Origin of the sequence: Methylobacterium sp. Leaf399 (assembly GCF_001424525.1) — a bacterium.
GTDB lineage: Bacteria > Pseudomonadota > Alphaproteobacteria > Rhizobiales > Beijerinckiaceae > Methylobacterium.
Map to the genome: position 1 here is coordinate 13241 of NZ_LMQK01000032.1, position 21938 is coordinate 35178.

At 65.1% G+C, this 21938-nt stretch carries 37 protein-coding genes; 27 read left to right on the plus strand and 10 right to left on the minus strand.

The window, feature by feature from the left end; genetic code table 11:
• Positions 1 to 79: 79 nt before the first annotated feature.
• The 10 genes from ASG40_RS16320 to ASG40_RS20775 form a co-directional block, all read right to left on the minus strand.
• A complete protein-coding gene (locus tag ASG40_RS16320) occupies positions 80 to 526 on the minus strand; it encodes a hypothetical protein (RefSeq protein WP_156387768.1) in 447 nt (148 codons plus the stop codon).
• Complete coding sequence (locus tag ASG40_RS16325; protein ID WP_055888149.1) at positions 523 to 771, minus strand: hypothetical protein; 249 nt, start codon at positions 769 to 771, stop codon at positions 523 to 525. The genes ASG40_RS16320 and ASG40_RS16325 overlap by 4 nt, the downstream gene beginning before the upstream one ends.
• A complete protein-coding gene (locus ASG40_RS16330; protein WP_055888152.1) occupies positions 768 to 1343 on the minus strand; it encodes a hypothetical protein in 576 nt (191 codons plus the stop codon). The genes ASG40_RS16325 and ASG40_RS16330 overlap by 4 nt, the downstream gene beginning before the upstream one ends.
• Complete coding sequence (locus tag ASG40_RS22270; RefSeq protein ID WP_055888154.1) at positions 1340 to 2011, minus strand: hypothetical protein; 672 nt, start codon at positions 2009 to 2011, stop codon at positions 1340 to 1342. The genes ASG40_RS16330 and ASG40_RS22270 overlap by 4 nt, the downstream gene beginning before the upstream one ends.
• Positions 2008 to 2778, minus strand: coding sequence for a hypothetical protein (locus ASG40_RS16340; RefSeq protein ID WP_055888156.1), 771 nt, complete (start codon positions 2776 to 2778; stop codon positions 2008 to 2010). The genes ASG40_RS22270 and ASG40_RS16340 overlap by 4 nt, the downstream gene beginning before the upstream one ends.
• Positions 2775 to 3017, minus strand: coding sequence for a hypothetical protein (locus tag ASG40_RS16345; protein WP_055888158.1), 243 nt, complete (start codon positions 3015 to 3017; stop codon positions 2775 to 2777). The genes ASG40_RS16340 and ASG40_RS16345 overlap by 4 nt, the downstream gene beginning before the upstream one ends.
• Entirely contained in the window at positions 3014 to 3136 is a 123-nt protein-coding gene (locus ASG40_RS22445; RefSeq protein WP_274533837.1) for a hypothetical protein, read from the minus strand. Before ASG40_RS22445 ends, ASG40_RS16345 begins: the two co-directional genes overlap by 4 nt.
• Entirely contained in the window at positions 3136 to 3366 is a 231-nt protein-coding gene (locus ASG40_RS16350) for a hypothetical protein (RefSeq protein WP_055888160.1), read from the minus strand. Before ASG40_RS16350 ends, ASG40_RS22445 begins: the two co-directional genes overlap by 1 nt.
• Entirely contained in the window at positions 3366 to 3785 is a 420-nt protein-coding gene (locus ASG40_RS16355) for a hypothetical protein (protein ID WP_055888162.1), read from the minus strand. The genes ASG40_RS16350 and ASG40_RS16355 overlap by 1 nt, the downstream gene beginning before the upstream one ends.
• Positions 3786 to 3872: 87 nt before the next feature.
• A complete protein-coding gene (locus ASG40_RS20775) occupies positions 3873 to 4556 on the minus strand; it encodes an XRE family transcriptional regulator (RefSeq protein WP_162243328.1) in 684 nt (227 codons plus the stop codon).
• A 73-nt stretch (positions 4557 to 4629) separates the two neighbouring features.
• Between ASG40_RS20775 and ASG40_RS16365 the strand changes: the two genes are divergently transcribed.
• The 27 genes from ASG40_RS16365 (at position 4630) to ASG40_RS16490 (ending at position 21906) form a co-directional block, all read left to right on the plus strand.
• The gene (locus ASG40_RS16365) at positions 4630 to 4905 is read left to right on the plus strand and encodes a hypothetical protein (RefSeq protein ID WP_055888166.1); all 276 of its coding nucleotides are present in this window, start codon (positions 4630 to 4632) and stop codon (positions 4903 to 4905) included.
• A gap of 29 nt (positions 4906 to 4934) precedes the next feature.
• Complete coding sequence (locus ASG40_RS16370; protein WP_082524119.1) at positions 4935 to 5312, plus strand: DUF2312 domain-containing protein; 378 nt, start codon at positions 4935 to 4937, stop codon at positions 5310 to 5312.
• A gap of 198 nt (positions 5313 to 5510) precedes the next feature.
• Positions 5511 to 6041, plus strand: coding sequence for a helix-turn-helix domain-containing protein (locus ASG40_RS16375; RefSeq protein WP_055888168.1), 531 nt, complete (start codon positions 5511 to 5513; stop codon positions 6039 to 6041).
• A gap of 312 nt (positions 6042 to 6353) precedes the next feature.
• Positions 6354 to 6716: a hypothetical protein gene (locus ASG40_RS16380; protein WP_156387769.1), complete on the plus strand. Its 363-nt coding sequence runs from the start codon at positions 6354 to 6356 to the stop codon at positions 6714 to 6716.
• 39 nt (positions 6717 to 6755) lie between these two features.
• Positions 6756 to 7010: a hypothetical protein gene (locus tag ASG40_RS16385; RefSeq protein ID WP_156387770.1), complete on the plus strand. Its 255-nt coding sequence runs from the start codon at positions 6756 to 6758 to the stop codon at positions 7008 to 7010.
• Complete coding sequence (locus ASG40_RS16390) at positions 7007 to 7522, plus strand: hypothetical protein (RefSeq protein WP_055888174.1); 516 nt, start codon at positions 7007 to 7009, stop codon at positions 7520 to 7522. The genes ASG40_RS16385 and ASG40_RS16390 overlap by 4 nt, the downstream gene beginning before the upstream one ends.
• A gap of 15 nt (positions 7523 to 7537) precedes the next feature.
• A complete protein-coding gene (locus ASG40_RS16395; RefSeq protein WP_055888175.1) occupies positions 7538 to 8221 on the plus strand; it encodes a DNA-methyltransferase in 684 nt (227 codons plus the stop codon).
• A gap of 136 nt (positions 8222 to 8357) precedes the next feature.
• Positions 8358 to 8681, plus strand: coding sequence for a hypothetical protein (locus ASG40_RS16400; protein WP_055888177.1), 324 nt, complete (start codon positions 8358 to 8360; stop codon positions 8679 to 8681).
• A 190-nt stretch (positions 8682 to 8871) separates the two neighbouring features.
• Complete coding sequence (locus tag ASG40_RS20780) at positions 8872 to 9816, plus strand: DUF1376 domain-containing protein (protein ID WP_082524121.1); 945 nt, start codon at positions 8872 to 8874, stop codon at positions 9814 to 9816.
• Entirely contained in the window at positions 9758 to 10405 is a 648-nt protein-coding gene (locus tag ASG40_RS16405) for a hypothetical protein (RefSeq protein ID WP_156387771.1), read from the plus strand. Before ASG40_RS20780 ends, ASG40_RS16405 begins: the two co-directional genes overlap by 59 nt.
• A gap of 3 nt (positions 10406 to 10408) precedes the next feature.
• Complete coding sequence (locus ASG40_RS21330; protein ID WP_156387772.1) at positions 10409 to 10732, plus strand: hypothetical protein; 324 nt, start codon at positions 10409 to 10411, stop codon at positions 10730 to 10732.
• Entirely contained in the window at positions 10729 to 10929 is a 201-nt protein-coding gene (locus ASG40_RS16410; protein WP_055888180.1) for a hypothetical protein, read from the plus strand. The genes ASG40_RS21330 and ASG40_RS16410 overlap by 4 nt, the downstream gene beginning before the upstream one ends.
• Positions 10929 to 11492, plus strand: a complete 564-nt coding sequence (locus ASG40_RS16415) for a hypothetical protein (RefSeq protein ID WP_055888183.1) — start codon at positions 10929 to 10931, stop codon at positions 11490 to 11492. The genes ASG40_RS16410 and ASG40_RS16415 overlap by 1 nt, the downstream gene beginning before the upstream one ends.
• A 742-nt stretch (positions 11493 to 12234) precedes the next feature.
• The gene (locus tag ASG40_RS16425; protein WP_055888185.1) at positions 12235 to 12651 is read left to right on the plus strand and encodes a hypothetical protein; all 417 of its coding nucleotides are present in this window, start codon (positions 12235 to 12237) and stop codon (positions 12649 to 12651) included.
• Positions 12608 to 14173 carry a terminase large subunit gene (locus ASG40_RS16430; RefSeq protein ID WP_055888187.1) on the plus strand — a complete coding sequence of 522 codons (1566 nt, stop codon included), beginning with the start codon at positions 12608 to 12610 and terminating at the stop codon, positions 14171 to 14173. Before ASG40_RS16425 ends, ASG40_RS16430 begins: the two co-directional genes overlap by 44 nt.
• 23 nt (positions 14174 to 14196) lie before the next feature.
• Complete coding sequence (locus tag ASG40_RS16435) at positions 14197 to 15438, plus strand: phage portal protein (RefSeq protein ID WP_244480644.1); 1242 nt, start codon at positions 14197 to 14199, stop codon at positions 15436 to 15438.
• A gap of 9 nt (positions 15439 to 15447) precedes the next feature.
• The gene (locus ASG40_RS16440) at positions 15448 to 16119 is read left to right on the plus strand and encodes an HK97 family phage prohead protease (protein ID WP_055888190.1); all 672 of its coding nucleotides are present in this window, start codon (positions 15448 to 15450) and stop codon (positions 16117 to 16119) included.
• 32 nt (positions 16120 to 16151) lie between these two features.
• Positions 16152 to 17447, plus strand: coding sequence for a phage major capsid protein (locus ASG40_RS16445; RefSeq protein WP_082524123.1), 1296 nt, complete (start codon positions 16152 to 16154; stop codon positions 17445 to 17447).
• 54 nt (positions 17448 to 17501) lie between these two features.
• Complete coding sequence (locus tag ASG40_RS16450) at positions 17502 to 17711, plus strand: hypothetical protein (RefSeq protein ID WP_055888192.1); 210 nt, start codon at positions 17502 to 17504, stop codon at positions 17709 to 17711.
• 18 nt (positions 17712 to 17729) lie between these two features.
• Positions 17730 to 18200, plus strand: coding sequence for a hypothetical protein (locus ASG40_RS21805; protein WP_055888194.1), 471 nt, complete (start codon positions 17730 to 17732; stop codon positions 18198 to 18200).
• 237 nt (positions 18201 to 18437) lie between these two features.
• Positions 18438 to 18659, plus strand: a complete 222-nt coding sequence (locus ASG40_RS22275) for a hypothetical protein (protein ID WP_055888196.1) — start codon at positions 18438 to 18440, stop codon at positions 18657 to 18659.
• Positions 18660 to 18947: 288 nt separating this feature from the next.
• Positions 18948 to 19493: a hypothetical protein gene (locus tag ASG40_RS16465; protein ID WP_055888198.1), complete on the plus strand. Its 546-nt coding sequence runs from the start codon at positions 18948 to 18950 to the stop codon at positions 19491 to 19493.
• Positions 19493 to 19849, plus strand: a complete 357-nt coding sequence (locus ASG40_RS16470; RefSeq protein WP_055888200.1) for a phage head closure protein — start codon at positions 19493 to 19495, stop codon at positions 19847 to 19849. Before ASG40_RS16465 ends, ASG40_RS16470 begins: the two co-directional genes overlap by 1 nt.
• Positions 19850 to 19993: 144 nt before the next feature.
• Entirely contained in the window at positions 19994 to 20455 is a 462-nt protein-coding gene (locus ASG40_RS16475; protein ID WP_055888202.1) for an HK97-gp10 family putative phage morphogenesis protein, read from the plus strand.
• Positions 20452 to 20862, plus strand: a complete 411-nt coding sequence (locus tag ASG40_RS16480; protein WP_055888204.1) for a DUF3168 domain-containing protein — start codon at positions 20452 to 20454, stop codon at positions 20860 to 20862. Before ASG40_RS16475 ends, ASG40_RS16480 begins: the two co-directional genes overlap by 4 nt.
• Positions 20863 to 20873: 11 nt before the next feature.
• Positions 20874 to 21323 (plus strand): phage tail tube protein, encoded by a 450-nt coding sequence (locus ASG40_RS16485; RefSeq protein WP_055888206.1) that lies wholly within the window; start codon positions 20874 to 20876, stop codon positions 21321 to 21323.
• 1 nt (position 21324) lies between these two features.
• On the plus strand, positions 21325 to 21906 hold the full coding sequence (locus ASG40_RS16490; protein WP_055888208.1) for a gene transfer agent family protein: 582 nt from the start codon (positions 21325 to 21327) through the stop codon (positions 21904 to 21906).
• The last annotated feature ends 32 nt before the right edge of the window (positions 21907 to 21938 follow it).

Consider the following 21938-nt stretch of genomic DNA (forward strand, 5'->3'; position numbering starts at 1 on the left):
CGATGGGCGTTGGCCTTAGGGACGGCGAGGCGTTGCTGGATGGCGGTCAGCCTTGGCCCCATGCGGCGGCATTGTCTGGTCATGGGCGCGCTCCAATGTTCTTGCTGCTCGGCAGCTTGCGGCCGGGCGGGAAACGGTGCTTCGGCTTGACGGGCGGCAGTGGTGCGCCGGTCGTCTTCGCCAGAAGGCGGCTGCGGAACGCCTCCTCCTTGGCCGTAAGGCGGCGGTTGTGGGCGATGTCGCCAGCGTCCGCGCCGCGCGTCGTGGCGCCCGTGCCGAAGGTCTTCGCGGCGTGGGCTTCCTTCCTCATCCAAACGAGGTGCGCCGGGTCGTGCTGGTGCGGACGGTGCTGGCCCGTCACAGGGTCGATCTCGCGCAGGGCCAACGCCGGAACGTGGTCAAGCTCAAACTGCGGCGTGACCTCGACCGGGATCATCCCGAGCTTGCGCATGAGGCTGGCGCAGAGGGCGAGGGCGCAATCTCTTTGGACCTTCATTGGCACCGCACGGCGGGGTTCGGGCTTCATGCCAAGCCCTCCGGGGCCTTGACGTTGAAGCTCCACCGACGACGGCCCGTCGCGACCCGGAGATCGTGGTCTAGAAAATGCCCGTCCCACCAAACGATGTCGGCACCTTCGATCTCGGCGATGACATCGGCTAAATCCCAGTCCGCGCCGCACATGCCTCCGAAGCAATGGAGGATCGTGCGCCCATCTTCGGTCTTGAAAGCCGCTGCGGTGGCGGCTTCAATGAACTCGCTCCGATTGCTCATGCTGCTTTCCCCGTCCGCCGGGCAAGTTCACGCGATCCAGCCCACTGCTGAAAATCGCGATCCATCTCGCGCCAAAGCCGAAGCGCGTTGTCGTCCGTGGCGATGTCGCGCTTGCGCTCGACGCCGCACCACCGCTTGACGAAAGCCTCTGCGGTCTCAGCGTCGCTGCGCTCGCCGACAATCCTCTTCGTTCGCTCCCACTCCATGGCAAAGCCGGATGGGTCGGTGCGCAGGAACCCAGCGAAATCGGGGTCTTGGCACCGCAGGGCGACCTTGCTTGCAATAGGCAGCGCCTTCCGATCGGACGGGGCCGCTGCCGGCCGGCTGGGATGCGCGGGCACCCCTGCGGCCCCGTCCTGGCCCGACAAAGCGTCGGGCGTCTCGTGACGCTGGCGATCGTGGGCGACCGCTGCGGCGTCGGTGATCCTGGCAATGGCGATCGGCGTGCCGGGGCTGCCGAGAAGCGTGAAGGCATCCGGCGCGGACTTCGGGTCCACGTCGAGAACGATCCGCATCGTGCCGTCCACGAGGGTCGACATCTTGACGTAGGAGGCGAGGACGGCGGCGTTCATGCGGCTTGCCTTTCATCGCCAAGGGCCATGAGGCGCGCCATGAGGGCGTCCTTCATTTCCTTCACGTCCTCAATCGTCAGGCCGAAGTCGCGACGAGCCTGCTTCTCTTTGGGCGATCCCCACCACGTCTTGAGAGCGATGGGATCGTGCGAGGTCGCGATCTTGCGGAAGACGCTGGCGGCGTAGTCGACAGCCGCGGTGTCGTCGTCGAAAGGCGTGCCGTTGCCGCCCTGCGGGCTTGGCGTCGCTGGCGTTGACGCTTGCTGGCGGTCGCCACCCTTGAACTCGTCAGCCTCCTCCTCGGAGAAGGCGAGGCCATGAAGGCTCACAAGCTTGAGGATCACGCGATCCTTTGCCCGCTTTTCGGCCATGGCCCAGACGTATCCCGCCTGCTTGCCGGACACGCGATAGTTCACGTTGACCAGAGCCTCGCCGATCGACCACTCCATGCGGTCGCCTAGCGTGCCACTGACCAGAAGCACGGCCTCGTCGCGCTCGGCGCGGATGATGGTCGGCGAGGCGTATTTGATACCGGCCTTAGCGGCGATCCGCTCCAAGGCTTTGTGAGAGATCACGGCGGTGCCCTGAACGCGCCAGACCGTGCCCTTGTCGTTGAAGTCCTCGTCGTACTGACGGAGGACAGTGCGAATTGCGTCGTCGGCACTCATTGCGCGCGCACTCCCTCGGTGATCTTGACGCCGGGCATGTCCCGCACGCCTTGCGAGCAAAGCTGATCGGCTAGGCTCTTGAGCCAGCCGGTGAGAGCGTCCTGACGGTTGGCCCAGACCCAGCGGGCGAAAGCCTGGGTGTCCACGACCTCGGCGGCGTAGGTCTTGCGCACTCCGATGGCGCGGCCGGTGCCCTTGACGGTGGCACGGTCCTTCTCGGCCCGGCGGGCGGCGGCCTCCGCATCACGAGCGGTGGCGGCAAGGCGCTCGGCTTCCTCGCGGGCGGCCAGGTCATCGACGCGACTTGCCTGGAAGGCGGCCCTAGCGGCTTCCTCGGCCACGCGGGCAGCTTCGCGCGCCTCGGCCTCGACACGGCGCTTCTCGGCTTCCCGTGCGGCTAGGAACGGCGCCAGGGCCTTGTCGCAGGCGTTGAGCGCGAGAACCGCCTTACCCGTGACCGTCTTTGTCTCGCCGATCAGCGTGTTGTAGCGGGCCTGAACCTCGGCTTTGCCTTCGTTGAAGGGCTTGTTCTCAGCCTCTCGGCGCTGGTCGGCGACCTTGGCGGCGTCGCGGATGCTGGCCATGAGCTTGCCGACAGCCTCGGCCATCGCCTGCGTCTGGATCGGCTCGCCGTCGAGAAAGTTGCGGGCCTCCTCGTAGAGGTCGCCGATCTCCTGTGCGGACAGGTCGAACGGCGTAGGCTCGACCGGACCGGCGTTGTCGCCGATGGGCGCAGGCTGGCCGGGAATGCGAACGGGCGCGTTCATGCCGCGATGCTTTCGGGTTGGGTTTCGATCCCGAGGAAGGCCAGAGCCTCGACCTCAGTGGCGAAGCTCGCGAACGTGGCCGGGCCTACGTCGAGCATCGGGGTCGCCTGCCGATACGAAGGCCAGACCTCGTACCCGTCCCCAGCGGAAGGGGCGTAGAGGTAGCCGACGATCACGCCATCGCGGACGATGAAGCGGGTCGGCAGGCCGTAGGCGGGTTGGAGGGAGAGGCCAGTCACTTGCCAACCCCCAAGATCATCATGCGAGCCACCATGACGACGGCCGCGCAGACGGTGATGAAAACCATGGGGCCGAAGGTCAGGGCGGCTGGGGTTTGGGATGCGAGGTAGCTGGACATCACGCTGCTTGCCCTCTGATCTGGCGGTTGCTCTCGTTGATCTCGTTCCGGCGGGCCTCTGCGGCCTCGTACCGATCAGCCAGCCACATGGCGGCGTCGTCGGAGAGCATCCGCCAGCCGAAGCGGTTGAAGGCGGCCTGCATCAGGGCCTCATCGGAGGCGCGGCAGACGCCGTGATGCTCGGAGAGGACAGCCTCGTCCTCGGAGCGGGTGGTGCGGGTGGCGGGCATCAACGAGCCCTCGCCGAAATGCCGTAGTCGTGGCTGGTGAGGACGTGCTCACGGTCGGCGGGACAAACCGCGTCGAACCGATCCAGCGCGATTTGCAGCGCCGTGACGCGGTCCTCGGCTTGGCTCATGTCGAGGGACTGGTCAGCGTCGAGCAGGATGCCCTCGATCTCGCCCTGCAACGCCATGGCGGCGGCAAGGCGCTCGGCAGCGGCATGGATGCGGGCGGTGGTGACGTCGTGGATGTTGCCCTGAGCAACCCGGCGAACGAGGTCGCGATACACGGTCTGGCAACGGGCGACTTCGGTCGCGGCAGCGTCAAGCTGATAGAGCCTGTCGCGCTTGGTCACGGGGCCGGTGGTGCTGAGGACGGTGCGAACCGTGTCGGCGCCGACTAGAGAAAACGGGGAGAAAGAGGTCACTGCGCGGCTCCATCACCGGGTGGCGATGGAGAGAGATTACGCCTTACGCGTAGGATGTCAACGCGTAATCGGGAGAAAAATTACGCGTTACGCGTCTTCGCCCGAAAGCACGATACGGTGGACTGACACCACTTCATCCCGGTCGAACTCAATTTCTCCGGCGGGGTTGAACTGCGCGAGGATCAGCCGGTCGCCGGACCAGCCGACAAACCGCTTTACGTAGCCCCGAGGCGGTTCGCCTGCGCCGTCCCCGGCGACCTGAACCACCACGAAGTGCCCTTTGCGCACGGGCTTTCCAGGGTGGACATAGACGGTTTCTCCCGCCAGGTAGCGTGGTTCCATGCTGTCGCCAGAGACATAGACTGCATAGGCGTTATGGACGCTCGTCAGCATGGGCGGCCTTGCAATCCTGTCCACCACGTCGCCATTAAAGTCCGCGTGGCCAACAGGCCCGCCCGTCGCAAGTCCGTATACAGGCAGCAGTTCGGCTTCGGCGTAGAGCTGCCGTTGCATTGGCTTGCTGGCATTTTCGGTAACATAAGTATGTTCGGCGCCGGGATTTGGTTCCGCGCCGCCTTCGAGCAGCCAGACATACGGCACGTTGTACAACCGAGCGTACTCTCTGATTTTGTCGGCGCGCGGCACTCGATCACCGTTCTCGTGGCCGTAGTAGGTCGATGAGACGAAGCCCAGGCGCTCAATCGCGTCGGCTGCGTCCGCGAACCCGGCTTTATCTCTTGCCCATTTGAGGCGTTCGGCGACGGTCTTCATGGCGTCGCTTTTATCACCGGAGTGAACGCGTAGGGGGTTGACCGCCCTACGCGTAGCGCGTAATTCATACGTCATGGAACTCACGGTCCCCAAAATCATCGACCGCCTCGGTGGTCCGACCAAGTTCGGCAAGGTCTGCGGCTTCTCCGCAAACCCCTGCGCCCGCGGTCACGACATGAAGATGCGGGGCCGCATCCCGCTTCGATATTGGACGCCTGTCCTGGCCGAGGCCGCCGTCGTGGCGCCGGAAGTGACGCTGGACGTCCTCAAGGCCCTGCACCCGGACATCACGCTGCCCGAGGCTCCGGTCCCGTCGAAGGCCGAGCACTTTCATTCCGCGCATCCGTAGCCCGCAACCTCTCGCCGGGAGAACGACCCATGGCCGAAACGACCGATGCCAGCGAGAACGCCCGCTCTCATCTGCAGCAGTTGATCGAGCGCGCCGAGCGCCTTGAGGGCGAGATTGCCGGCCTGAACGACGACAAGCGAGACCTGTTTGCGGAAGCCAAGTCTGCCGGCTTCGACGTGAAGGTGATGAAGGACTGCCTGCGCATCCGGCGCAAAGAGCCGTCCGCGCTCGCCGAGCACAACGCCGTCCTCGCGCTCTACCTCTCCACCCTCGGCATGGCCGACGCCGCCGATGACGTTGAGCAGATCCAGGGCTCCGTGCAGGCGCACCCGCGTAGCACGTCCGATGCCAACTCTGGCGCCCTCGACTGGTCGCTGGTTCGCCGTCCTCAGACGCAGGCGGCCTGAACCATGTCTCACATCCCCCACATCACCCGCGCTGCCAACGACAACGGGATGCCGCTGTCTGACCTCGCCCTCATCATCGGCCTGCTGACGATAGCGGCTGGTGGGATCGTTGGGCTCTGCCACTCGCTGTTGGGGGGCTGACCGATGGCCGGCGCCCCTCTCCCCTTCCGTCAATACGGACCCGGCGATGTCGCTGAGATGCGCGCCCATGCGGCGGCGCTGCGAGCGAAGGCATTCGCCCCGGTGGTCGTCACGCCCCGGCGCGGCCCCGATGGCAAGATCGTAGAGGCCCGGCCCTACGTGGCGCCTCTGAGCATTGCCGAAGCTGATTATCTTGCGGCCACCATTGACCGCGAAGCCCTGGCGAAGGCCATGGCCGAGGCCCTGCCGCAAGAGGCGCTGCCGTCTCACGATGGTCGCCGCATCGTCCGCGTTGTCTCCGATGTGTCTGGCGTTTCGGCCCTGACGATCCGTGGCCCAAGCCGTGCGGTTACCGCCAGCAAGGCCCGACACATCGCCTGCTGGATGCTCAATCGGCTGGGGCGCTACAGCCTCAAGCAGGTCGCCCGTCACGTCGGGGATCGCGATCACACTTCGATAATTCACGGTTGCCGCCGTGTTGACGCTGTGATTGCGGCCTTGGGCCTGATCGTCCCCGAAGACGAGGCTCTTGCCGCTTCCGTTTTGTGGGCCGCCTCTTGGCCCAGACTGAAAGACCTCTCGGTATGAGGTCCGCACCGCAAATCCAATATCAACTGACGGGCCGCCCGGTCGTGCTTGCCGGCACTCATGGGCTTCTCGTCGATGGACGGCCGATTACACGCCTTGCCGGGCCTGTAGCGTCGCGATCCATGTCTAGCCAGGGACATGCGCTCCTCGAAGTGGGCATCTCCCTCAATCTGCTCCAAGATCAATCGTCCGAGCCGCATCTCCCTCCTGTCTGTCACCGCGAAACTCCCTCCGCTCTCAAGGATCACTTGAGCACAGAGGATTTCGCACGTGTCGGACAGACGTTCTCAGATCTCGGAAAAGGGGCGCCCGATGGCCGCTCTCTCTGAAGCCGCATCGCTGATGCGCGTCCTCGCCGAACCGGCTGTGCCCGGCGAGAGCGTGAAGGCCGCCATCTACCGCGCCGCTCGCGCCACCGGCCTGCCGGCGGGGCTCTGCAAGCGCCTTTGGTACGGCGAGGCCCGCCGGATCGACGCCGACACCATGGACCAAATTCGCAGCGCCGCCGCGCGCGACCGTCAAGCATTGGAGAACGCCGTTGTTACACGAGACGCCCTCCTCGCCCGGCTCGCCGCCTGCGAAGCGGCCCTGGGCCTACAGGACGCGCACGATCATCGCCCGGTGGGTGCTGACGCGGGCGGATCGGCTCGCGCTCGTCATCGCCCCATGGCTTGACGGGGATCAGTGGAAATGACCGGACCCTGCCGCCCTGTCATGACCAGCGAAGTCCGCCGTATGCGCGAGATGGAAGCGCAGGGGTTGTCCCGCTTTGCCATCGGTCGCGCTCTTGGCAGGCACGAGACCACGGTCTCCCGCTATCTGATCGACCCCGGCGAGCATCCGGCTCGGACCATGAAGCTCGCTTGCGTCGCCCGTCACGCCGCGCGTGTCGAGCGGCTGTTCGCGGCCTGCAATCAGGCTCTCGGGCTATCCGGCCTGCGCGGTGAAACGCGAGGGCCGGCGGCATGAGCGGGTCCGACGCCGACCTCTGCCTCTGCGCCATCGACCCCGGCCTGACGGGGGCCGTGGCGTTCTACTTCCCCGCCCATCCCGAGCGGCTTGCCGTCGAGGACATGCCGACCGTCAACGGAGAGGTCAACGTCCTCGAATTGGAGCGGTGCCTCCGGGCGTTCGCCCCGGCTCTGGCCGTCGTTGAGATCGTCAACGCAATGCCGAGCATCCCCGGCCCTGATGGCAAGCGGCGCAAGATGGGTGCGGCAAGCGCCTTCAACTTCGGCGCGGCATTCTCGGCAGCCAAGGCCACCGTCCAGTGCTGCCACGTCCCGATGCATCTCGTGCATCCGAAGACCTGGCGCTCGCACTTCCGCCTCAAGGGCGGGGAGGGCGCCAAGGAACTATCGCGCGGCGAGGCCATCCGCCTGTTCCCCGCGTCCGCCGATCGGTTTCGCCGCAAGGCCGACCACAACCGCGCCGAGGCCGCACTCCTCGCCCGGTTCGCTGCGGAGACGATCAATGGCTGAGCCGAGGGCAACCGCATGACCCATCGCGTCGAGCATCTAGCCGAGGGCGTGACCCTCCATTTGGGCGATTGCCGGGAGATCCTGCCGACGATCGGCAAGGTCGACGCGGTCGTGACCGATCCGCCTTACGGGATTGGAAAAGACGGGCAGGCGAAGTCGAGCGGCAAGCATGGGGGACGGAAGGCTTACGATTTCATCGGCTGGGATGGCGTCCGGCCGGCAGAAAAAATCTTCCAGCAGATCCTCGGCGTCTCAGATCGTCAGTGCATTTGGGGCGGGAATTACTTCGCTGACTTCCTACCGCCGTCGATGCGCTGGCTGGTTTGGGACAAGGGCCAGCGCATCAACCAGTCTGACGGCGAACTCGCTTGGACGAGCGAGCAGGCAGCCCTTCGTATCTTCACGCTAAACCGTGTCGCCCTGCTCATGGAGGGCGCTCAGCACCCGACGCAGAAGCCGGTCGAAGTCATGAAGTGGTCGATCCAGCAGATCGGCTGTCCGAGGATCATCTGCGATCCCTTCATGGGGTCGGGCACAACTGGCGTCGCTGCCGCGAAGATGGGGCTCGGCTTCATCGGCATTGAGTTGCATGAACCCTACTTCGACATTGCCTGCCGCCGCATCGCGGATGCGCTTTCTCGGCCAGATCTATTTGTTGAGCGCCCGTCCGCGCCTGTTCAGGAGGCGCTCGCGATATGATCTCCTGGTTCCGCTATTCCCGCCACGCCGACGTGCCCGCCTTTGAGGCTGCCGGCTGGCGCATCGCCTCAGACCTTGGCCCGACGCATGGCGCTTGGTCTGTCCTTCTCCAATGGATCGGGGAGGGTGAGCCCTCATGAGCCGCCCCGACATCGACTTCCGCCAGCCTCACCCTGCGACTGGCCTCCTGTACAACGGCGAGCCCTCTGCCATTGGCCACGCCAGCCAGCGCGCTGCGATGCGCGCCCTTGAGCACGACTGCGGCCACTGCTGTGAGATCGCGGCGGGGTGCTTTGGCTTCGACACGATGAGCCGTGACGGCATTCTCTGGTCCTGCCGGGACATGGACTGCCGGACTTCCATCAAGGCCCGTGCTGACGCCATCAGGGCGATTGCCGGGGGTGATGGGCCGAGCCGGGCGGCGGGTGTGGATCTGTTCTCGCGCGAGGTGGCGGCATGATTGTCTGCAATGCATTCGCGGCGGCATTCAACGCCCTCTGCGCAGGCTGGCTCATTCCAGATGTTTTTTCTGGCGGCCCGTCAGCAGATAGAGCGCTGACTCTCCTCAGCCTGAACATCACCATGGCCATCGCAAACCTCGCGTGCGTGGCTGGGCAGTACGTCGTCACTCTTCGGAAGGCGGCGAGGCCATGAGCAAGTTCCCATACCTGCCGCTGTGCGTGGACGCTTACCGCAACGACACCCCGCACCTCAGCCTTGAAGAGCATGGCGCCTACCTGACGCTGATTATGCTGGCATGGCGTTCGCCCGGATGCCGGCTGCCCGACGACGACGTGAAGCTCGCCAGGATGCTCGGCATCACGGCGAAGAAATGGGCCGGTCTCAAGCCCGCCATCATGGCATTTTGGGTGAGTGAGGGGGGCTTCTGGACACAGGGTCGGCTCGCAAAAGAGCACGAATATGTCTCCCGGAAGTCGGACAAAAACCGCGCCGCAGGATCGGAGGGCGGGAAAGCTAAGTCTCTGAAAACAAAGGAAACAGGCTTAGCGAATGCTACAGCGAACGCCATAGCGAACGCTCTACCACCTAACACCTTACACCAGACACAAGAGAAGAAAGAAAACCCCCAAGACCCTGGCGGGTCTTTGGCCCCCAAGGGGGCTGGCGGCAGGGGGCATCGTATCCCGGCTGACTTCGTGTCGTCCGATGAAGCCGTGGCCGTTTGCGCGGAGATGGGGCTTCGCGGCGAGGAAGCGGCCGAAGCGCTCGCTGAGTTTCGAGATTTTTGGATCGGTGTGCCAGGCGCGAAGGGCCGCAAGCTCGACTGGCCAGCAACACTCCGAAATCGCCTGCGCGAAATCGGACGCCGGAGGCCCTCGGCAGGAGCGCGGGCTGGCCCGATGAATGGCCGCCCACCCTCCTCCGCAGAGAGCTTCCTGCGCCTTTCTGCCGAAAACCATCACATCCTGAACGGAGGCGACGATGACCAAGGCCCTTTCAGCGGTGACGTCGGGCCGGACGCTGGCGCCGGCGGATACGGTCATCGAGGCGGCCATGCGCCGCGTCTGGCCTTTGATGCGCGAGACCGAGAGTTTCCGCCACGACGCTATCCCGGACCGGCTGGCGCTCACTGAGGGCGAGCGTCGGTCTGTGAGCCGCCGGGTGGAGGCGCTGAACCGCTACCTGGCGCCCGCTGAACCCGCCGCGATCAAGCGCATGGTCGGCATGGTGAAGGGGCTGATGGCCTCGACACAGGTGGACGGGCAATCGGCAAGCGCAATCCTCGACGGCTACGCGATGGTGCTGGCGCCCTATCCGCAGGTCCTGATCGAGGACGTTTGCGCGCGGTTTCTAGATGGCCGCCTCGGCAACCGGGTCTATGCCCCCACGCCCGCAGAGATCGCGCACGAGTGCCGGAACGCGCCGGACATGATCGCGGCGAAGGCCGAGAGGTATCGCCTCGAAGCCATGCTGAGCGTCGAGGTCTATCGGACGCCGACCGCCGCCGAGCAAGACGAGATCCAGGCGGCCTACCGCGACTTCGTCAAGGACGCGGTCGCCAGCACGAAGATGGGAATGAAGATCGGCGAGGAGCCGGTCGGATCGGACGCGGCTGAACGTGCCGCCGCTCGCCGCGAATTGGCCGAACGCCTCGCCGCTGATCGTGCCGAGCGCGCTTCCCGCCGTCATCCCACCACCCACGATGGACGACAGGAGGCGTGACCCATGGCTGAGGTGAGAGAGTGGTGGGCGAACGTGTACCCGTATGCGCCGGAATATCGGCGTGTTGGGGTTGAGCATCCGAATAAAGGTTTCGCAGAAGACGCGCTGCGGTGCCGGCGTGATTGCGTTGATCAAGAAGAAGCGCCGGCCTTCCGTATCCACGTCCGCATGAAGCCCGAGGGCGCCCCGAAGCGGTATGCGAGCGCGATGGAGCGGGGAGGCTGGGAAACCGATCCCGACACAATGCGACGGGTCGCCAAGATCGTCGACTTCTATTCAAGGCATCATCCCGCCTTGGACGATGGCGCTCGCGAGTTTCCGTCATGACCCGCTCCATCCACCAAGGCGAGCGCGGCTCTGCCGACATCTGCGCCGACGACGATGGCGAGGGTGTCCTGCTCACGATGGTTGGCAAAGGCGAGGAGCAATCCTCGCTGTCTTACGCCGCAGCCCTCGAATTCGGCGAATGGCTGATCGCCACCGCGATTGCCCGAGAGACGATGGATACGAGGGGACAAGCCTGATGGCCTACGCCAACACCCCTGAGAAGCTGCGCCACCTCAAGCAGATCAGCGCGCCGCGGCGGGAGCCGAACGGTCGCGCCCAACGACCCACGACTGTTGTCGGCCGGAACGAGGAGACCGAGGCCGCCATCATGACGACAGTCAGATCGCAGCCTCATCGACGCGGCCACACCGATCCTGACGAGCCCAAACTAGGGGACGCTCTGGGTCGGCTTCTCATCGAACGCGCCGTCGACATCGACCAGTACGCGGCGGGAGAGCGTTGGAAATTGCTTCACGAGGCCCACGGGCGCGATTGCGAGGGCGTGAGCTATAGGATTGCCCCCCAGACGCTCGATGGCGCTGGCGGTCGCTCTACGGCCACGGAAAGACCACCCGAGCAACTGGTCGCCCTGCGCAAGGATTGGGATGCGGCCATGAGGGCGCTTGAGGAGACAGGCGAGGGCCGCGCTGCCTACCAAGCTCTGACCCTCGTCTGCACCCTCGACAGCTATCCTCGCCTGGACGAGGTGCGTGGTTCGTTGCGGGTCGGGCTGAATGCCCTTCATCGGCTTTGGAAGTGAGGCGCTTGACATGGCGCGCAACTTGGCGGATGGTCACGACGTTATCGGGCGCATTGCGTCCACGGGGCTGGTCCGCAAGGGCTGGCCTTTTGTGTCTCGGGCGACCTGATGCCTAAACCGCTCGACAAGCGAGAGCGCAACAGAGAGCACGATGCCCGGCGCCGCCAGAACAAGCCTTGGCGCAAACTCTACGGCACGGCACGGTGGCAGGCAGCAAGGGCAGAGCAGTTAGCCCGCGTCCCATTGTGCGAGCGGTGCAGCACAGAGGATCGCCCTGTCCCTGCGACGGTGGTCCATCACAAGGAGCGGCACCAGGGCGACGAGGCGTTGTTCTTCGGTAGCCCGTTGGCCTCCTCCTGTGCCGATTGCCATGACATCGACGAGCAGCGGATCGAGCGCGGCGGGCAGGCAAGGCAGATCGTTGGTGAGGACGGATGGCCGACCTAAACCAGGTGCAGTTGCTGATCCTTATGCATGCCGAGGTGGAGCGTCTGATCGAATGGAATTGCTTGCCATCCGCCGAGCTTATGAGGCTGGCAGCGCAGGAGATCAGGCGGCTCAGCGCGTCCACTCGCGCTGAGAGTGGTGACGAAGTGTAGAAGTGTTACTTACAACAAGCTTTGTTATAGGTAATAAGGCCGATACAGCTTAGAGGGGGGGGGTGTCAAAAGTCTGGAAGGTCAATTCTTCCGGACCGGCGCCCAATCTCTTTCCCGACAAACCGTGAGTAAACGAGAAAACCATGGGCAAGCGTGGCTTTCAATCGGCCGCGTCCTTGACGACGGCGGCGACTGCGGTTCTCGATCGCGTAGAGCGCCAGCGCCCCCCGCACGACCTCACAGACGAAGAGGTCGAGGTTTGGGCCGCCGCAGTAAGCACCGAAGCGGCCGACTGGCTCTCGCCGTCGAATGCGCCTCTGCTGACGCAGTATTGTCGGCACGTCATCAACGCCCGTCGCATCGGCCAACTCATCGAGCGCGCCACGTCTGACCCGGACCTTGCGGTCAAGGATTATGACCGGCTGCTGAAGATGCAGGAACGAGAGAGCCGCGCCGTTGCAACCCTCTCCACAAAGCTCCGCATCTCCCCGCACTCCAACACGAACCACCGCGGCAATGCGAAAGGCCCAGGCGCGGCGCGCAAGCCCTGGGAAAGCTGAGACCCGCGCCGAGCGCAACATCAGGTGGGTCGAGGAAAAGCTTCGGGTTCCTGAGGGCCGCAACGTCGGAAAGCCTTTGCGCCTCGCTCCGTTCATGAAGGACGACTTCAGGGCGATCTACGACAACCCGCACGGCACGCGACGCGCCATCATCAGCCGCGGCAGAAAGAACGCGAAGACAACCGAGTCGGCCATGATCCTGCTGCTGCATTTATGCGGCCCGGAGATGCGGCCGAACTCGCAGTTATTCAGCGCCGCACAGTCACGAGATCAGGCGGCCATTCTTTTCGCCCTAGCCGCGAAGATGGTGCGGCTTTCTCCCGAGTTGTCGGCTTACGTCAATGTGCGAGACACCGCCAAGCAACTGCATTGCGCGGAACTCGGCACTCTCTACCGCGCGCTCTCGGCGGACGCTTCCACTGCATACGGATTGAGCCCGGTCCTTATCGTTCACGACGAGCTTGGACAGGTGAAGGGGCCGAAGTCGGAACTCTACGAGGCCCTTGAGACCGCGACGGCTGCGCAGGACGAGCCGCTGTCGATCGTCATCTCAACCCAGGCCCCGACAGAGGCAGACTTGCTTTCCGTGCTGATCGACGACGCCATGACCGGCGCCGATCCGCGCACTGTCCTGCGGTTTCAGACCGCAGCAATGGAGCTAGACCCGTTCTCGGAGGAAGCGATCCGCGCCGCTAATCCGGCGTTCGACGAGTTCATGAACAAGGCCGAAGTGCTGGCGATGGCGGCCGATGCCAAGCGGATGCCCTCACGTCAGCCCGAGTACGAAAACCTGGTTTTGAACCGTCGCGTGGAAGCGCAGGCGCCTTTCATCGCCCGGCCGATCTGGCTTGCGAACACGGGCGACGGCCTCGCGGACTTCAAGGGGTTGCCGGTCTATGGTGGCCTGGACCTTTCGGAGACGAACGACCTTACGGCGCTCGTTCTGGTCGCGCCTGATGCCGGCGTTTGGCACGTCCGGCCGACGTTCTGGTTGCCGGCAGAAGGCTTGCGTGATCGGTCTCGCAAGGACCGGGTGCCCTACGACACCTGGGCGAGCCAAGGCCACCTGACAACGGTGCCGGGCCGCTCAATCGACTATGAGTGGGTGGCCTATCGCCTGCGCGAGGTCTTCGACCTCTACGACGTGCGCTCAATCGCCTTCGATCGGTGGAACTTCAAGCATCTGAAGCCCTGGCTAGAGAAAGCCGGCTTCACGGAAGAGGAGTTGGCGCGGTTCGTCGAGTTCGGGCAGGGGTTCGTGTCGATGAGCCCCGCCTTGCGGGAGCTTGAGGCTTCGCTTCTGAACGAGAAGATCGCGCACGGCGCCCATCCGGTTCTGACGATGTGCGCTGCCAACGCCGTGGTTCAGACGGACCCGGCAGGCAATCGCAAGCTGTCCAAGTCGCGCAGCCGAGGCCGCATCGACGGCATGGTGGCGCTCGCGATGGCAATGGCGACGGCGGCAACCCATAGCGAAGCGCCTCCGTTCGACCCCGCTGACTGGATCGCGAGCTATGCATGAATTGGCTTAAGCGAGCACTCGGCTTGATCGAAACGAAGGATGTTGAGGTTTCTCGGCGCGGGCTTGCCTCGACCGAGAACGGCAACAACTTCGTTACGAACCAGGTCACGCTTGCCGACTATCGGGATCATCGCGCGGGAAGCCTCGGAGCGGCTGTTGGCCTCTCGGCCACTTGGGCTTGCGTGCAGCTTATTGCCGGCACGATCGCGTCCCTACCGCTTATGGTCTACCGGACGGACTCGCGCGGCATCCGCACGGTTGCGCGCGATCATCCGCTCTATTTTGTCCTGCACGACAGCCCGAACTTCGATCAGACTGCGGTCGATTTTTGGGAGTATATGGCGGCCGGCATCGAATTGCAGGGCAACGCTTACGCCCTGATGGAGCGCCGCGCTGGTGGTGTTCTCAACGCGCTGCATCCGATCCGTCCAGACCTTGTGAAGGCTCGCCGCAACGATGATGGCGAGATCGAATACGAGTGGACAGAGAACGGTCGTCGGATAGTCAAGCCCGGCTCGGATGTTCTGCATATTCGCGGGTCGATGGGCGACGCTCTTTCGGGGGCTTCCACGCTGTCGGTCAGCCGCGGAGTATTCGAAGACGCACTCGCGGCCGAGAACGCGGCCGGCGCGATGTTCACGAATGGGGTCAACCCGAGCGGCACCCTATCCACGCCGCCCGAAATCAAGCTGACGAAGGCCCAGCGTGACGAACTGGAACAGCACCTTCAGGAAAAGTATATGGGGAGCCTGAAGCGCGGCGTCCCAATGCTTCTGGATGGCGGCCTCGCCTGGAACCAGTTGAGCATCAACCCGCACGACGCGGAAATGCTGGAAAGCCGAAAGTTTAGCGGTGAGCAGATCTGCCGCTTGTTCGGCGTGCCCCCGGCAATGGTTGGGTTCGGCGATAAGTCCTCGAACTGGGGCACAGGCAAAGAGGTCGACGTCCTCGGCTTTCAGAAGTTTACGCTTCGCAAGCGCTTGAAGCGTATCGAACAGGCGCTTTTGAAGCAGCTTGTGCCCCTCGCCGAGCGTCGCTCTCAGGGCCTCTCAATTGAGTTCAACTTCGAAGGGCTTCTGCGCGGCGACACGGCTAGCCGTTACGACGCTTACGAGAAGGCGATCCGCATGGGCATCGCTACGCGCAACGAGTGCCGCGCGCTCGAAAACCTGCCGCCGGTCGAGGGCGGCGACGTCGTCACGGTTCAGATGCAGGACGTGCCGCTTGCAAGCGCCATCAGGCCGCCGGCCGCGCCGACCGCTTAGGATTTTGCAATGAATAAGCGCACCGCGCCCGTCCTCGAAATCAAAGCCCTGAAAGACGGCGGCGAGTTCGAGGGCTACGGCTCGACCTTCGGCGGCGAGCCGGATGCCTACGGCGATGTGATCGCGCCGGGCGCCTATGCCGACACCCTCGCTGTTCACAAATCGCGCGGTACGATGCCGAAGCTGTTTTGGCAGCACGATCCGAGCCAGCCAATCGGCAAGTGGGTCGATGCGTCCGAGGACGATCGCGGCCTTTTGCTCCGCGGCAAACTGAATATGGACGTTCAGCGCGGGCGCGAGGCCCATGCGCTGCTCAAGGCTGGCGACATCGACGGTTTGTCGATCGGCTACAGCATCAAAGCTTACAGTGTCGACACCGACACGGGCGTTTGGACGCTCGAAAAGCTGGACCTCGTCGAGGTCAGCGTCGTGTCGGTCGGCGCGAACGAGAATGCGGTCGTTCAGAGCGTCAAGGCTGCAAAAGCCGCTCACGACCTTTCCGAGAAGCTGAAGGCCGGGGACCGGCTGACAGAGCGAGAGTTCGAAGTCTGGCTCAAGGGGCTGGGCTTCTCGAACTCGCAGGCGGAGCGCGCCGCGCGCCTCCACCTGAAGGGGCAGGGGGAACCTGCCAACGCGGCTGACGACGGCGCTGCCTTCCTGGCGGCCCTCCTCGGGCACTGACCCGCACCCTATCGCCTTGAAAGGCTCCCCCAATGTCTAAGCACCACCGCATCATCGCGGCGGGCGGAATTGCGTTCCTCGCTTCCGCCGCCATCGGCCCCCGCATTGTGTTTGACCGCCCAAACGAGGGCGGCGGCGGCACCAAGTCGGCCGCCGAGATGGCCGCTGAGGTCAAGCGCGACTTCGAGACGAAGCACGACAAGGTCAAGGAGATCGCCGAGAAGGCGCTTGCCGAGGCCGAGAAGGGCGCCAGCGCCACCACGACCACGAAGGAACTGGCCGATCAGGCCATTGCCGGCATGAACGAAGCGAAGTCTCGTCTCGACGAGATGGAGCAGAAGATGGCCCGTCGCCGTGAAAGCGCCGAGCCCGCCCGTTCGGCTGGCGAGCGCGTCATCGAGGACGAGGGCTTCAAGGCATTCGCCGGCCAGACCCGCCCCCGCGGTCGCCACATCGTCGAGGTGAAGGACATCTCGTCCCTGACCACCGACGCTGCGGGCTCCGTCGGCGGCCTGGTCGACCGGGATCGGCTTGGAATGCAGGTCGAAATCCCTCAGCGGCGCATGACCGTTCGTGCGCTTCTCGCGCCGGGCACCACCAGCAGCAACCTGATCGAGTACGATCGCGAGAAGCTGTTCACCAACGCCGCCGCGATGGTGGCGGAAGGCGCCCTCAAGCCCCAGTCCGAACTCCAGACCGATGAGGCGACCGCTCCGGTTCGCACCATGGCTCACTGGATGCGCGCCTCGGTGCAGATCCTGGCCGACGCGCCGGGCCTGCGCTCCATGATCGACCAGCGCCTTCGCTTCGGTCTTCAGTTCGTTGAGGAAGGCCAACTCCTCAACGGCTCGGGCGTCGGGCAGAACCTGACCGGCCTCGTGACTGCCGCCACCGCTTATGCGGCGCCCGGCAGCCTCGTGGCCACCAGCCAAGTCGATATCCTTCGCCTGATGATCCTTCAGGCCGCGCTCGCCGAATACCCCCCGAACGGGATCGTGATGAACCCGATCGACTGGGCCGCGATCGAGATGCAGAAGGATGGCGACGGTCGCTATCTGATCGGCAACCCCCAGGGCACGATCTCGCCGACCCTCTGGGGTCTCCCCGTCGTGGCCACGCAGGCCATGGGCGTCGACAAGGCGCTCGTCGGAGCCTTCAACCTCGCGGCTCAGATCTTTGATCGCCAGGACGCGACGGTCGAGGTCTCGACCGAGGATCAGGACAACTTCGTCCGCAACAAGGTGACGATCCGCGCCGAGCAGCGTCTCGCACTGGCCATCTACCGCCCGCAGGCGATCGTCTACGGCGACCTCGGCCGCGTCGCCTGAGAATGAGCGGGCGGTTTCGGCCGCCCGCTTCATCGGCTGAATGGAGATAATCCGATGGTCAAAGCCGTTCTGCTCAAGCCCCTCGACGGGCTCACCGAAGGCAGCGAGCACGACTTCGAACAAGACGACTTCAATCGCCTTGAGAGGCTTGGCGCCGTTCGCAAGGTGGCTGTCGCTAAGGCCGCGCCGCCTGTGCTCAACAAGGCCGCCCCTCCTGTTGCGAACAAATCGCTCGACCTCGGCCGCACAAGCCGCAAGGGCTGACCTCGGGAGCGCCCGGCTATGGCCTACTACGACGACAAGACGCCTAACGTCGTCGCCCTGCGCGATGTCGTGACCGCCCTTCAGGGCGTGTCGGCGTCGATGCAGGAGGCGATGGGCGCTCAGCGGCTCCCCGGCTCGGGCACCTATGCTTTCCGGCGCATCACGGACCCGCTTCAGGTGCCGGTCGCCGCGACTGCAACGCAGTTCGATGTCCCGGCAACCTTTTTTGCCGAGGGCGGCGCCGGCTACCAGACGACCACCTTCCTCGTCGTCAATCCGAACGCCTGTTACGTGCGGCTGCGCGGGACGACATCGGGGCCGTTTCGTCCGGTCACTCCGAAGATGGGTTGGCTGTTTCCTCCGGCCTTCGTCGGCGCGTTCTCGACGCAGTATCCCATTTTCATGTCGGCGATGGCTGTGCCCATGCCCGGCGTGCCGCTGCCCACCGAGTTCGCCCCGCTCGATCTGATCTATGGGGGCGGAACGTGACGGTTCGCAGCCCTGGAGCGTCTTTAATCGGAGCCGGCCCGGCGGGGCCAAAGGGAGATAAGGGCGATGCCGGACTCCAAGGCGTCAAAGGCGACCCGGGAGCGGCGGGGCAGTCGGGAGCGAAGGGTGACACTGGCGCTTCAGGACCAGCCGGACCCATCGGACAGACAGGCCCTAAAGGCGATCCAGGCGCTACGGGAAGCGCGGGAGCCCAGGGACTGAAAGGGGACAAGGGCGATGCGGGCGTTCCTGGTAGTGCCGGGCCGGCTGGCCCCCAAGGCAATCAAGGAAATCCAGGCGCGACCGGCGCCGCTGGCCCAACGGGGGCAACTGGTCCTGCTGGGCCGGTCGGAGCGACTGGAAATGCTGGTTCCGCAGGAGTCGCTGGTCCTGCGGGCGCAGCGGGTGCTGTTGGCGCCACGGGTGCCACCGGGGCACCGGGCGCAACTGGCGCTGTAGGCCCGGCAGGCACCCCCAAGCGCGTCGAACGCTACACCGCCACGACTAACGCCAGCGGGATCGCGACGTTCACCTTCTCGCCGGCCTTCACGGCAGCGCCCGACCTTCAAGTCATCGACGGTTGGAGCGGCGACCAGATGATTGCCGGCGGCGTCACGGCCCAAACCCTCACCGGCTGCACCGTCCTCGGCAAGGTCTCACGGGCCACGCTCCTGCTAAGCCTCGGCCCCTTTCAGACTGCCCCTGCCGGCGTGTCCATCACCGTTCGCGCAATCGGGAACTGAGCGCATGACCGTCACCGTCATCACGCCGCCCGAGCCGCTTCTGACGGTGGAAGAGGCAAAGCGCGCCTGCCGCTACGAGGACACCGACCGTGACGGCGAGTTCGAGGCGTGGATCGCGGCGGCGCAGGCCACAATTGACGGTCCGGCTGGCTGGCTTGGCCGATCTATCGGCGAGCAAACGCTGGAGGTCACGGCTTCTCACTTCGATTTCGGCATCCGCCTTCCGTGCCCGCCAATCCTCGAAGTGCTGTCCGTAAAATACGACGATCCGAACGGTGTCGAGCGGACGCTTGACCCTGATGCGTACCGCCTTGATCGCACGGGGACGCTGCAATGCGCTCTCAATGGCTCCTGGCCGTCCGTGCGCGCCGATTGCGAGGCGATCCGCGTCCAGTACCGCGCTGGCTACGAGGGGCCGCCTGCGCCCCTCCTACAGGCCGTCCGCGTGATGGTGAACCTGATGGCGCAGTTCCAAGTCGAGCCGGTGAACTTCCACACCCACCAGACGGTCGTGAGCCTCGCTCACCCCTATCGGGTTTACGCCGCCTGATGGCTGCGCTCGCGGTCGACCCCGGCATGATGCGCGAGCGCGTGCGCTTCGAGGCGCGCGGGACGGTTGCCGACGAGTACGGCAACGACGTCACGGGCGAGTTCGCCCCCCAATTCACCCGTCCTGCGCTTTTCATCATGAAGCCGGGCTCGGAAACGGTCTTGGCCGCGCGCCTTCAGGGCCAGCAGCCGGTCACGATGATCGTCCACTACGACAGCAAGACGCGCACGATCGGCACAGATTGGCGGGCGGTCGATGTCCGCACTGGCACCGTCTACGCGGTGCGCGCCTCCGAGGACATGGACCGCAAGCGGCAGTGGTGGACCCTGGTCTGCGTAGCGGGAGAGGTAGCCTGATGGCTCAGCGCGTTCGGTTCACCCGCGACTTCGACTTTCGGCCGAGCGCCGCGGTCGTGATCGTCCACAAGGCCGGCGAGGAAAAGCGTCTGCCGCAAGCCCAGGTTGAGGCCGCTCTGGCGGTCAACGCGGTGGAGATCCTTGATGGCGATCGACGGACGGGAACGGCTGCTGAAGAAGCTGGCGGCCCTATCGCCGAAGACGCGCGAGGCGATCGGAAAAGCCGTCCGGCAAGGCGCTGACGAGATCGTAGCTGCGCAGAAGCGGCTGGCCCCGAAGCGCACCGGGGCGCTTGCCGCCAGCATCGTCGCCACGTCCGGCGGCGCGGCCCCGAAATACTCCCAAGGCGGTCGAACCACTGGGCAGGCGAGCGACCCCGAACTGACGGTGGTGGTCTCGGCCGGCAACTCGAAAGTCCGCTACGCCCATCTCGTCGAGTTCGGCACCGCGCCGCACGAGAATAAGGGGCTTTTCGAGGGCTCGCAGAACCCTGGCGCCAAGCCTGCGCCCTTCTTCTACCCGGTGGCCAGAGCGTACCGGAAGCGCGTCAAGGCGCGGATCACGCGAGCCACGAAGAAGGCCGCCAGAGAGGCCGCATCCTCATGAGCGCAGAACTCGCCTTGCAGGGCGCGATCGTCGCCAAACTCAAGGGCACGCCTGCCGTTGCCACGGCGCTGTCGAACCGCATCCTCGACCGGGTAAACCTCGGACAGGCGCGTCCCTACCTTCACCTCCGGGGCTTCCAGGGCGTCGAAGACGGCGCCGATTGTATAGACGGGCTGGAGGTCTTCGCCGACCTCGACGTCTGGTCCGAGGCGGTCGGCAAGCCCGAAGCGTCCCGCATCGCCGGCCTTGTCCGCGACGCGCTCCATTATGCCAATCTCACGCTCCCCGAGCCTTGGGCGCTGATCGAGATCGCCCACCGAGACACCAACATCGACGACGCTGACGGCAATCTCGTTCGCGCTCGAATGACCTTCCGCGCTCTGGTCGAGCGCACTACGGCCGGCTGAGGAACTAGATCATGGCACAGGCAACCACCGTCCCGTTTTCCGGCGTGTCCGTGAAACTGGAGAGCGCAACCGTACCCAACACGTTCGTCGCGCCGTGCGGCCTCACCGAGCGGTCCGTTTCCTTCACGAAGGAGACCAACGACACGACCGTGCCCGACTGCGAGAACGAGGACGCCGCGGCGTTCGTCGAACGCGATGTGGTGTCGAAGTCGGCCTCCATCTCCGGTGAGGGCGTCATGGCCCGCGAGAGCATCGCGCGCTGGCGGGCGGCCTACGAGAGCGACCTTCCGGTCAAAGTCCGTGTCGACATCGCCGGCACTGCCGCGCTCGGTGGCGGCAACTACACCGGCCTGTTTCACCTGACCTCGTTCGAGATCGGCGCGACCCGCGGCGAACGCTGCACCGTGTCGATCGAGATGCAGTCCACCGGCTCGTTCCCGTTCACCCCGGCGGTCGCCTAGCATGAGCCGTAACGGTAGCGTCGACCTTGAGTTGGGCGACGAGACTTATCGGTTTCGGCTCGGAATCGGCGATCTGGAAAGCCTGCAAGAGGAAACGGACGTCGGCGCTCCCGAGCACCTGTATCGGCTGTTTTCGAGCACCGACCACACGTTTCGGCACACACGCGAGATCGTGCGCGCTGGCCTGATCGGCGGCGGCATGGCCGTGACGGAAGCCTCCCGCATTGCCCGCGGCCTCGACGACATGCCGACCGTGCGGGTGATCGCCACGGCGACGCTCATCATGGCCGCCGCCCTGGAAGGTGCCGAAGACGAGCGGTTGCCCGCCAGCAAGGGCAAGGACGTGCCGCCGATGGACAACGGCAAGATGCCGTTCCTGGCCTTCTACGCCTCGGCAGCGGCGATGAAGCTATCGGTCGCCGATGTGCGGTCCATGTCTCTCTGGCAGTTCTCGGCCTACCTCGACGGCCACAACCGCGCCAACGACCCGAACGCCGTCGATCCTCTCTCGGCCAATGAGGAGGACGCGCTCTGGAACTGGATCAGCGCGACGCCGGAAGGTGAGGCGTCCGCGCCTGAGTAGGCCCGCCCTTATCCGCCTGCTGGTAAGCGCTA